The organism is Paenibacillus naphthalenovorans (genome assembly GCF_001465255.1).
Classification (GTDB): Bacteria; Bacillota; Bacilli; order Paenibacillales; family NBRC-103111; genus Paenibacillus_G; species Paenibacillus_G naphthalenovorans.
In genome coordinates this window covers 5,189,529-5,200,139 of sequence record NZ_CP013652.1, presented here as the reverse complement: position 1 = coordinate 5,200,139, position 10,611 = coordinate 5,189,529, and the positions used below count along the sequence as shown (strand labels likewise).

Here is a 10,611-nt window from a genome sequence, read left to right as displayed (position 1 = left end):
GAACACGAGTGAGTGCCGTTGCAACTTACGTTGCAGATTTGTCCGCTGACCTACCGTCAGCATGGACTCCATAGAAAGGAGGTGATCCAGCCGCACCTTCCGATACGGCTACCTTGTTACGACTTCACCCCCAATCATCTACCCCCACCTTCGGCGGCTGGCTCCTTGCGGTTACCCCACCGACTTCGGGTGTTGTAAACTCTCGTGGTGTGACGGGCGGTGTGTACAAAGACCCGGGAACGTATTCACCGCGGCATGCTGATCCGCGATTACTAGCAATTCCGACTTCATGCAGGCGAGTTGCAGCCTGCAATCCGAACTGAGACCGGCTTATAAGGATTTGCTCCGGATCGCTCCTTCGCTTCCCGTTGTACCGGCCATTGTAGTACGTGTGTAGCCCAGGTCATAAGGGGCATGATGATTTGACGTCATCCCCACCTTCCTCCGGTTTGTCACCGGCAGTCAACTTAGAGTGCCCAACTTAATGCTGGCAACTAAGCTCAAGGGTTGCGCTCGTTGCGGGACTTAACCCAACATCTCACGACACGAGCTGACGACAACCATGCACCACCTGTCTCCTCTGTCCCGAAGGAAAGGTACATCTCTGTACCGGTCAAAGGGATGTCAAGACCTGGTAAGGTTCTTCGCGTTGCTTCGAATTAAACCACATACTCCACTGCTTGTGCGGGTCCCCGTCAATTCCTTTGAGTTTCACTCTTGCGAGCGTACTCCCCAGGCGGAGTGCTTATTGTGTTGACTTCGGCACCAAGGGTATCGAAACCCCTAACACCTAGCACTCATCGTTTACGGCGTGGACTACCAGGGTATCTAATCCTGTTTGCTCCCCACGCTTTCGCGCCTCAGCGTCAGTTACAGTCCAGAAAGCCGCCTTCGCCACTGGTGTTCCTCCACATCTCTACGCATTTCACCGCTACACGTGGAATTCCGCTTTCCTCTCCTGCACTCAAGCCACCCAGTTTTCGGTGCGATCCGGGGTTGAGCCCCGGGCTTATACACCAAACTTAAGCGGCCGCCTGCGCGCGCTTTACGCCCAATAATTCCGGACAACGCTTGCCCCCTACGTATTACCGCGGCTGCTGGCACGTAGTTAGCCGGGGCTTTCTTCTCAAGTACCGTCACCCTCAGGGCAGTGACTCCCCAAGGCGTTCTTCCTTGGCAACAGAGCTTTACGATCCGAAAACCTTCTTCACTCACGCGGCGTTGCTCCGTCAGACTTGCGTCCATTGCGGAAGATTCCCTACTGCTGCCTCCCGTAGGAGTCTGGGCCGTGTCTCAGTCCCAGTGTGGCCGATCACCCTCTCAGGTCGGCTACGCATCGTCGCCTTGGTGAGCCGTTACCCCACCAACTAGCTAATGCGCCGCAGGCCCATCTGTAAGCCACAGCTTGCACCGTGTTTCTTGATCCCTCCATGCGGAGAAACCACCTATCCGGTCTTAGCTACCGTTTCCGGTAGTTATCCCGGTCTTACAGGCAGGTTGCCTACGTGTTACTCACCCGTCCGCCGCTCCAGGGGGCTCCCGTAAGGGAGCACCCCTAGCGCTCGACTTGCATGTATTAGGCACGCCGCCAGCGTTCGTCCTGAGCCAGGATCAAACTCTCCAATAAAGTTAGAGAGAATTGATTGCTCAATTCGTTACTGACTTGTTTTGAAATCTCTTGACGAGACTTCGCACTCACTCGTTGTTCAGTTTTCAAAGGACAATACTTTATGGTTTCACCGATCCGCTTGTCTCATGCGGCCGGAAAATCAATCTACCATAACTCCGTACCGTTTGGCAACTGTTTTTTTATCCAGACTGAGGAACGAATCCTTTCGTCCAGACGCTGATTCAGTTGCAGTATTTTCGGAGTCACGGTTTAATAATCTATCATATTCGATTTCGTTTTGCAAGTCTTTTGGTTTCCGTGCTTGGAATCATCCGCAAGCTCAGAGAAACCGTCTGACTTGTACCCTGTCTGCCTCGCAGCAGCTCAGGATTAGTAATTTATCATATCTATTAACAAAACGCAAGCGGAATATTGTTCAATCCGGAATGGACTCAGCGGTCATTCTCCGTTGAAGAACCGGGAACGACCGCCGTATCCTGTATTTGGTTTGGTTCGTCCGGGGTTTACCCGGCATTCGAGTCCAATGTCTACTTTCTGATTCCAAGCTTTGTCGCCAGATCGGTATAATAATGGCCTTCCTTTTGTATCGCTTGATTGAAATCAGCGGTATTCATGTATGAAGGCTTCCTCCCATTTCTTCACATCTCTGCCGGTGTCCCGACCGGTACAGAAACACCTGTCCACCACTTCGTAGTGAGACCGGTTATGCCTTGCTCTTCAGCAGTTGGAACATCGGGGAAGTAAGAGCTTCTTTGGGAAGACGAAACGGCCAATATCTTGACTTTACCGGCTTTCACTATTCTCCTGCTGATCACCTGCCTACAAACCGGGGCGCCCGCTTCTCCTTGAAAGCAGCCAGCGCTTCTATGCGGTCGGCTGTTGGAATGATGGCCTCATAAGCTTGAGATTCGATACGCAGGCCGGTCTTCAAGTCAGCCTCGCTTCCATATTGAATCGCATACTTGGCCTGCCTTACCGCCAGCGGACCGTTCTTCATGATTTCGTCCGCTAAATTCAGCGCGGGGCGCATCACGTCCTCCCCTTCCCCGGCTACGCCATTCAACATGCCCAAGGCCAATGCTTCCCCGGCGGTAATCCGCCTTGCCGTAAAAATTAGCTCTTTCGCTCGGGCCATCCCGATCAGCCGAGGCAGCCGCTGGGTTCCGCCGCCTCCGGGAACGATCGCCCAGCTGACCTCCGTTAAACCGATAAGCGCCCCCTGGACCGCATAACGAAAATCGCAGGACAGCGCCAATTCCAAACCGCCGCCGAGCGCATGTCCGTTCATCGCGGCAATCGTCGGTTGGGGCAGCTCTTCAATCATCGTGAACACATCGCGGATTTTCATCACATTCCGGCGAACCTCCTGCTCGGTAAGCGTTTGCCTTTCTTTCAAATCCGCTCCCGCACTGAAGGCTTTATCACCAGCACCCGTAATAATAACCGCATAGACGTCGTTATCCATTCGAATGCCGCTGACCGCTTGCTCCAATTGCACCAGCATCCGATAGTCAAAGCAGTTCAGCCTTTCCGCCCGATTCAAGGTAATGACCGCCAAATGCTCCCGTTTATCCAGCAAAACGAGCGACTCCTCCATTTTCCATCGTTCACCTCCAACCTTTTACTGATCTCTCTCAGGTCATCGTACCGCTACACTTGGATCGAAACGGTGACGGTTTCCAGAAAATCGTATAGCCCCTCTTTCCCCCCCTCACGCCCCCATCCGCTTTCTTTAACTCCTCCGAAAGGAGATTCAATATTGGCCGAAACGGCTCCGTTCACGCCTACGTTGCCGACCTCCAGCTTTTCGGAAATGGTGAGCACTCTGGAGACATCCTTCGTGTAGACAAAACCTGCAAGTCCGTAAGGCGTCGCGACGGCACGCGATACGACCTCATCCTCTTCCTTGAACGTAAGAAAAGTCGCTACCGGACCAAAGGTCTCTTCCCGGCAAATATCCATATGATCCTGAGCTCCTCTGATCATCACAGGCAGGTAGTAATAGCCTGAGTCCGAATCCACACCGTCTACCATCTTGCCGCACACTTGAGCCTCCGCTCCTTGAGCCACGGCACTTTTGACCAGCCGGTCCACCTTTTCAATCGCTCTTTGATGAATGAGCGGACCGATATGGGCTTCCTTATGATGCCCCGGTCCCACTTTCAAGGTATCGATTTGCCGATAAAACCGGTCAATAAACTCTTCCGCTATGGATTCATGTACGTAAATACGGTTAGGAGACCCGCAAACCTGGCCGGTATTTCTGAATTTGGCATACTGCAGGGTCTTTACGGCTCTCTCCTGGTCCGCATCCGGAAAAATAATGCACGGGGAATTGCCTCCAAGCTCCATATGCGTCTGCTTTAAATGCTGTCCCGCTTGTGCAGTGAGCAGACGTCCGACCTGAGTGGATCCGGTGAAGGTGATTTTCCGGACGGCGGGATGCTCGCAGAACACCTTTCCAATGGCCGCCGCATCTCCGGTAATGATGTTCACGACCCCTTGGGGAAAACCGGCTTTTTCCACAAGACGGGCGAGCATCAATGCCGTTAACGGCGTTTCCGGAGCGGGCTTGGCTGTAAACGTGCACCCTGCGGCGACAGAGGCGGCCAATTTTCTTGCCAGAATGCCAAAAGGGAAATTGAAGGGACAGATGGACACGACGACACCCACGGGTCGTTGCAGCACGAAAATCCGGTTATTCCGATTCGCAGGCGAAACCACGGTTCCGTTAATGCGCTTGGCTTCCTCCGAATACCAGCTTACGTAAGCGGAGGCCGAACGGATTTCCTCCATCGCTTCCTTCAATACCTTGCCCGATTCGGCGGTCAACAGAGAGGCCAACGGTAAAGCGTGCTCCCTCAATAAATTGGCTAACCGGTATAAATATTTCGAGCGTTCCCTCGCGCTGACCATCGACCAGCTGCCGAATGCGGCCTGAGCGGCTTCAACCGCTCGCTCCGCTTCTTGAGCGCCCCCTTTCGAAACGTAGGCAATCACATTTTTCGAAGAAGGGTCTTCGACTGGCTCCCATTCTCCGGACCGGCCCTCGACCCATTGTCCGTTAATGTACATCTTCAGTTGTTCACCGTGCTCGATGAATTCCAACCAAGGAAAGCTTTGCGCGTTTATTTGCACACTCATATCCAACCTCTCCCCCATTTCATTGCACAGCTTCGACAATCGCTGCGATTCCCTGCCCTACGCCGATACACATCGTGGCCAAGCCCCTTTTGGCTTTTCTGCGTTTCATTTCATGCACCAGAGTGGTCAAAATTCTTGCCCCGCTGGCGCCCAGAGGATGCCCCAAAGCAATCGCTCCTCCATTGACATTCACGATCGACGGATCCAGTTCCAACCCCCGAATACATTGAAGCGACTGGGAAGCGAACGCCTCGTTAAGTTCCACCAGGTCCAGATCGGAAACGCTGAGCCGCGCCCTTTGGAGCACCTTTTGAACGGCCGGAATCGGGCCCAGTCCCATCACATCCGGTTCGACTCCGGCAACGGCTCCGGCCACAAATCGGGCTAACGGCTTTATGCCCAGCTCCTTCGCCTTGTCGGCACTCATCAACAGCAGGACGGAGGCGCCGTCGTTGACTCCGGAAGCGTTGCCAGCAGTAACGGTACCGCCACTGAACAGCGGCGGTAATTTCTCCAGCTGCTCCAGCTTAAGGTTAAAGCGGGGATGCTCATCCTGTGCGAAGGACGTCCGGTTTCCCTTGGCATCCTCCACCGTAACGGGGATGACCTCATCGTCAAACCGGCCCGATTCCCAGGCGCGCTGCGCCTTGTGCTGACTTTGCCATGCGAATTCATCCTGATCCGCCCGGGAAATGCGATACCGGTCCGCTACGATTTGGGCCGTTCCGGGCATGCTTGTCGATCCGTACAAGCGCTCCAACCGGGGATTGACGAACCGCCAGCCGATGGTGGTATCGTACATTTTCACATCGCCGCGGGGATATTCGGTTTCCGCTTTACCCATGACAAGCGGCGCCCTCGTCATGCTCTCCGTTCCTCCGGCAAGATAAATCTCCCCGGCACCGGCGCCGATGCTTCTCGCGGCGTACATCACCGCATCCAGCCCCGATCCGCACAAACGATTCACTGTCGTTCCGCCTACTTCCAGCGGCAATCCGGATAATAGAACCGCCATCCGGGCCACATTGCGATTGTCCTCCCCCGCTTGATTCGCGCATCCCAGAATGACATCTTCAATGTCCTGAACAGGCACCCCCGGGTTGCGCTCAAGAATAGCCCGTATGGCGGCGGCGGCCAAATCGTCCGGACGTACCGATTTAAGAGCGCCCTTATACTTTCCTATCGGAGTTCTGACCGCATCGACGATCACAGCTTCTTTCATGAACGATCACCGTCACTTATTCTTTTTTCCCATACTCGTATACGCCTCTTCCGGTTTTGCGCCCTAAACGGCCGGCCTGCACATATTTGACAAGCAGTGGACAGGGCCGGTATTTTTCCCCCAAGGTTTGATGCAAATAGCGTAAATTGTTCAGCCGCGCATCCAATCCCACAAGATCCGCAAGCTCCAAGGGCCCCATCGGATAATTCAAGCCCAGCTTGATCGCTTTATCGATTTCCTCGGGAGTTCCGACTCCCTCCATCAGCATATAAAAGGCTTCATTGCCTACCAGGGCGCTCATCCTGCTGGTGACGAACCCGGGGAATTCGTTAATCGTCACCGTTTCTTTATTCATACGCCCTGCGACCAGCTGAATCAGCCGCACCGTCTCATCGCTCGTTTCCAGACCCCGCACCAATTCGATCAGCTTCATTTTGTAGGCCGGGTTAAAAAAGTGCATGGCCATGACTTTATCGGGACGCCTCGTAAACGAACCGATTTCGGTAGGGCTCAAAGTGGACGTGTTGCTGACCAGCAAACCATGCGCCGGAGCATGCCGATCGAGCATCTCGAAGATCTGCTTTTTCAAATCGAGCTTTTCCGTTACGGCTTCAATCACCAGATCCGCCGCTTGGACGCTGCCTTCCAAATCCGAGTGATAGGAAAGGCGCTCCTTGGCCGATGCCGCTTCTTCAAGCGTTAACTTGTTTCGTTGGACCGCGCCTGCAAAAAGCTCTTCTATTTCCTGCCGGGCGCTTTGCAAAACCTGTTCATATTTATCGACCAGCTTCACATGAAAACCGGAAACCGCCCCCGTGTAGGCGATGCCCCGGCCCATTACGCCGCCGCCGACAACAACCAGCTGTTCAATCAAAGCCTGTTCCCTCCCGTTAAGCGGATCAGTCATGCCGCCTTAAGCCAAATGCTTCATCTTTTCAAAAGGATTTTTGCAATGCTTACAATAGTAAATCTCCTTGCACAGCGATGATCCGAAAGGGCTGTCCCGCACGATATGCTTGGAGCCGCAGTAGGGGCAATGAACGACCCCGTCCGCAGCCAAGGCAATCCCGTACGTTTTTAATGCCGTTTCCCCGTCGGAGCTGATTTTCTGAGATGTCCAGGATGAGGTAAAGCTCCAGCCCACTTCGGCTCGTTTGCCCGGAAACTGCTCCTCCAGGACGCCGATCACCAGCTTGCGTATATGTTCCAATGCGGGGCAGCCGGAGAAGGTGGGCGTTAGAACGACTTGAATGTGCTCCGGGCCGCAGTCAATGTTCTCGACAATACCCAGATCCACGATGCTCACAGGCAACTCGGGATCCTCTACCGATTTTAGCGCTTCGCGTACCGCTTGTTTCTCCGCATCCATACGAAATCACCACCTTCGCTTTATCCCCAGACCATGTCCGGGTTTTGACGGTAAACCAAAGTAAATTCGTTGTACAACGGCATAAAACCGGAAGAGTGCAGTCCATAACGTCCGCCTTGTACCGACAGATTGCCGATCATCTCTTGTTCAGGGCATGGAATCGATAGTCCCAATTGGATCAATCGGGGATTCAATTCGTCCAGGCATTGCTTTAGCAGCAACTTCGCGCTGACCGAATTTAGGCCGTATTCCGCGGAGACGCGCTCAATTAACGGATCGGCGAAAAAATCGGAGATCAGCGGGTAAATTTGCCCGGCCGCTTTTTGCAGAAGCGATTGGCCTTGGCTGTCTTCCGAAATGAGCAGAGCCCATTCCATCCAATGCTCCAGATGAACGGCCTCCTCCCGCTTCATCAATCTCAGAACATCTTGCAGCCCCGAATCCGGGATTTCTCCGCCGAAGGACAAGCGCACGCCGTCGCAAATGTCATAGATGAGCTGCTTCATCACCAGCCGGGCCCAATCGTACTCATACCAATATTCGGCTAACCGGGAGACCTTGATTTGTTCCGGCGGCTTCCCGTAGATCAAATGATCTATCTGCTTTTCGCCGGTCGTATGGAGGTTCAGCAGCATCCTGCAGTGTCCGATCTCATCCTGGGAGATCGAACCGATGGCGATGTTTTCTTCCAGATCGGGTCCATATTCATATATTTTTTTGGTCAGCAAATGGCCTACCCAAAACTCGTCTTCCGCCCATTGATTCACAAAGTCGATAAGTACCGTATTTTCCTGCATGACAGCCCCTCCAATCAGACGTTGTAATCCATAGAAGCCAAGCGATATTTTTTATCTTTCGACATACCCAAAAATTCGGTGTCCTGAAAATGGATCATGTGCTTTCGATTCACAATGCTCAGCTTCACGCAATTCTCGCGGCGGGCAAAAATTTCTCTGGCGCTGTGAAGGGCAAGGATCTCGCTCGGCGCCCGCACACTGCCTACATGAATAGCGGAGCGGTCCGCTTTTTCTTGAATGAATACCTCATATAATTGCTGTTTGCTCGTATCGTGTTGAGCCTGAGCCATACCGGTTCACCTCGCATCATGCCGTTTGGATTTTACTGCCCTTGTTCATCAAATCCCTGATCCATTGATAGTTTTCGTAGCTTTTACTTACGCTTTCTCGCCAATATTCCGAGGAAGGACCGCCGCCGTTAATCACCGCTTTGACCTCTTCCCAATCCGGCTCGGTATAGGACCAGGTTCCTGTTTTTGCATCTTTGGCTAATTGCGGATCTTGAAACTTGTAGCCCAAAGATTCCACCAGAGGAACAATCTTATCCAACCAGCGCGTGCGAATCGTGTCATTGGTGTCGACCTTGATTCTCCATTTCAAGGCATTGCTTGGCGTTTTGCCTTTCTCCGACGGACCAAAGTAAGCCAGCATCCGCGGATACCAGAGATCGAATGCATACTGCACGGTTTCCCGCTGCCGATCGGTGCCATGTGTCGTCAGCTGTTGAATCATATTCACGGCCAGGTTGTAATGGAAGGACTCTTCCTTCATGATTTTTCTCAGCGCCCGTTGATAGGGGAGGTAGCTGCCCTGCACCAGCGATTGAAATTGGACGATCGCCCCGGTGTTTTGCAGCAGCATAGCCGCAACCATTTCCTCATAAGAGCCGAAGGAGTAATGAAAAATATTCAACAGCTTGTTTTTGCGTTCAATATATCCTTCAATGATTTCTTCCCGCGAGTAGCCCAGATCTTCACAGGCCCGAATGAGAATATGAGCGTGGCCCATTTCGTCCTGAGATTTTGCCGCGTACATCATTTTCCTGACAATCGAAGGGGTATAAGGAATCCACTGGGACAGCATCATCGCGCCTACAATTTCGGCTAACGCCTGAAAGCCCATGACTCTCGTCACTTCCTTTTTGTATTCCTCCGGCATCCAATCGGTCGAATCGACTTTCCCGCCGCCTTCCACATGCTGAAAAAAAGCTTGAGCCGTCATCATATCGTATGGCCTCCTTTTTTTTAATTACTGTTAATTAAAATGCTTTGCAAAAAATATGCACGGCCAGAGCAGCCGAATCATTCCCTACTCTTCCGCCGGCATTTTCCGTTAACCCTACTCGGGCTCCCTCCACTTGTCTTGCACCAGCCTGGCCTCTTAGCTGCCACACGATCTCACAGATTTGAGCCAATCCGGTCGCTCCGCTGGGATTCCCTTTCGAAACGAGTCCACCGCTCGTATTGACGGGAATGGTACCGCCAAGCGTTGTTGCCTTCTCCCGAAGAAGCTTGACGCCTTCCCCTTCTTTACAAAAGCCCAATGATTCATAAATGAACAGCTCTACCGGTGAAACGGAATCGTGAACCTCCGCTACATCAATATCCGTAGGTTCCACTCCCGCCAGCTCGTATGCGCGTTTGGCCGCCCGCTCCGCCGCACGTTCGCCGTCCTCGGCATAAGGCGCTGAAGAATTGACTACGGAAGCCAGGACATCGACCGGTTCGCTTAACGAAGTGCGTTTGGCATACGCTTGGCTGGAGATCACGGCCGCAGCGGCGCCATCGCCTATAGGAGAGCACATCAGCCGGGTCAAAGGATCGCTTACCATAGGCGAGTTTAATATATCCTCTACGGTAATCGGGTTTCTGTATTGGGCATACGGATTAAGGGAAGCATGATACCGGTTCTTTTCCGATATGAGAGCAAATTCCAGCGGACTCACTCCGTATTTATCCATATAGGCTCTTGTTCTTTGGGCATAGGATTCGATGAAAATACTTCCCTGCATTTCGCCGTCCTTGATCAGCTCCACGTCTGTTGCGGCGGCAAGCGCCTTTAATGTCCGGGAACGGTCTGGATGGAACAGCTTCTCTGCTCCAACGACGAGAACCACATCGTATTGTCCCGACTTGACCGCCATATGGGCCAGATTGAACGCAGTAGACGCGCTTGCGCAGGCATTCTCCACATTATAGACAGGAAGTCCCGACAACCCGGAATCCCAAAGGCTGACCTGGCCCCGAACGCATTCCTGACCCGTGACGAAGCCGGCCATGGAATTCGCAAAGAATACCGCCTGGATTTCTTTTTTGTCTATTCGGGCGTCTGCCAGAGCTTCTGTGATTGCGCTTTGTGCCAAGCTCCTCAAGGTTTCGTGCTCACGCCTGGCAAACCGGGTCATCCCGACTCCGAGAATTTTCACAGGGTTCATGCTGAAGCCCCCTTC

Annotated in this window: 10 protein-coding genes and 1 rRNA gene; all 11 read right to left on the bottom strand. The window is 53.1% G+C overall.

Going from position 1 to position 10,611, the window contains the following annotated elements; all coding sequences use genetic code 11:
• Positions 1-74 precede the first annotated feature (74 nt).
• The 11 genes from IJ22_RS25495 to IJ22_RS25450 all read right to left on the bottom strand — a co-directional run bounded on the left by IJ22_RS25495 (position 75) and on the right by IJ22_RS25450 (position 10,596).
• Positions 75-1,627: ribosomal RNA gene (locus tag IJ22_RS25495) — 16S ribosomal RNA — on the bottom strand.
• Positions 1,628-2,268: 641 nt separating this feature from the next.
• Complete coding sequence (locus IJ22_RS25915; RefSeq protein ID WP_235594224.1) at positions 2,269-2,427, bottom strand: tripartite tricarboxylate transporter substrate-binding protein; 159 nt, start codon at positions 2,425-2,427, stop codon at positions 2,269-2,271.
• 14 nt (positions 2,428-2,441) lie between these two features.
• Positions 2,442-3,227: an enoyl-CoA hydratase-related protein gene (locus tag IJ22_RS25490; RefSeq protein WP_062410802.1), complete on the bottom strand. Its 786-nt coding sequence runs from the start codon at positions 3,225-3,227 to the stop codon at positions 2,442-2,444.
• 53 nt (positions 3,228-3,280) lie between these two features.
• A complete protein-coding gene (locus IJ22_RS25485; RefSeq protein ID WP_062410801.1) occupies positions 3,281-4,774 on the bottom strand; it encodes an NAD-dependent succinate-semialdehyde dehydrogenase in 1,494 nt (497 codons plus the stop codon).
• A 19-nt stretch (positions 4,775-4,793) separates the two neighbouring features.
• Positions 4,794-5,996 (bottom strand): thiolase family protein, encoded by a 1,203-nt coding sequence (locus IJ22_RS25480; protein WP_062410800.1) that lies wholly within the window; start codon positions 5,994-5,996, stop codon positions 4,794-4,796.
• A gap of 16 nt (positions 5,997-6,012) precedes the next feature.
• On the bottom strand, positions 6,013-6,870 hold the full coding sequence (locus tag IJ22_RS25475; protein WP_062410799.1) for a 3-hydroxyacyl-CoA dehydrogenase: 858 nt from the start codon (positions 6,868-6,870) through the stop codon (positions 6,013-6,015).
• A gap of 39 nt (positions 6,871-6,909) precedes the next feature.
• A complete protein-coding gene (paaD, locus tag IJ22_RS25470) occupies positions 6,910-7,365 on the bottom strand; it encodes a 1,2-phenylacetyl-CoA epoxidase subunit PaaD (protein WP_062410798.1) in 456 nt (151 codons plus the stop codon).
• 20 nt (positions 7,366-7,385) lie between these two features.
• Entirely contained in the window at positions 7,386-8,162 is a 777-nt protein-coding gene (locus tag IJ22_RS25465) for a Phenylacetic acid catabolic protein (protein WP_062410797.1), read from the bottom strand.
• A 14-nt stretch (positions 8,163-8,176) separates the two neighbouring features.
• Entirely contained in the window at positions 8,177-8,452 is a 276-nt protein-coding gene (locus IJ22_RS25460) for a hypothetical protein (protein WP_062410796.1), read from the bottom strand.
• A gap of 16 nt (positions 8,453-8,468) precedes the next feature.
• On the bottom strand, positions 8,469-9,386 hold the full coding sequence (locus IJ22_RS25455) for a Phenylacetic acid catabolic protein (RefSeq protein WP_062410795.1): 918 nt from the start codon (positions 9,384-9,386) through the stop codon (positions 8,469-8,471).
• A 34-nt stretch (positions 9,387-9,420) separates the two neighbouring features.
• Positions 9,421-10,596: a thiolase family protein gene (locus IJ22_RS25450; protein ID WP_062410794.1), complete on the bottom strand. Its 1,176-nt coding sequence runs from the start codon at positions 10,594-10,596 to the stop codon at positions 9,421-9,423.
• Positions 10,597-10,611: the final 15 nt, after the last annotated feature.

Excerpts from the sequence above, each read along its gene's own strand:
- IJ22_RS25490 (WP_062410802.1), bottom strand. The coding sequence starts at position 3,227 with ATGGAGGAGTCGCTCGTTTTGCTGGATAAACGGGAGCATTTGGCGGTC.
- IJ22_RS25485 (WP_062410801.1), bottom strand. The coding sequence starts at position 4,774 with ATGAGTGTGCAAATAAACGCGCAAAGCTTTCCTTGGTTGGAATTCATC.
- IJ22_RS25480 (WP_062410800.1), bottom strand. The coding sequence starts at position 5,996 with ATGAAAGAAGCTGTGATCGTCGATGCGGTCAGAACTCCGATAGGAAAG.
- paaD (WP_062410798.1), bottom strand. The coding sequence starts at position 7,365 with ATGGATGCGGAGAAACAAGCGGTACGCGAAGCGCTAAAATCGGTAGAG.
- IJ22_RS25465 (WP_062410797.1), bottom strand. The coding sequence starts at position 8,162 with ATGCAGGAAAATACGGTACTTATCGACTTTGTGAATCAATGGGCGGAA.
- IJ22_RS25460 (WP_062410796.1), bottom strand. The coding sequence starts at position 8,452 with ATGGCTCAGGCTCAACACGATACGAGCAAACAGCAATTATATGAGGTA.
- IJ22_RS25455 (WP_062410795.1), bottom strand. The coding sequence starts at position 9,386 with ATGATGACGGCTCAAGCTTTTTTTCAGCATGTGGAAGGCGGCGGGAAA.
- IJ22_RS25450 (WP_062410794.1), bottom strand. The coding sequence starts at position 10,596 with ATGAACCCTGTGAAAATTCTCGGAGTCGGGATGACCCGGTTTGCCAGG.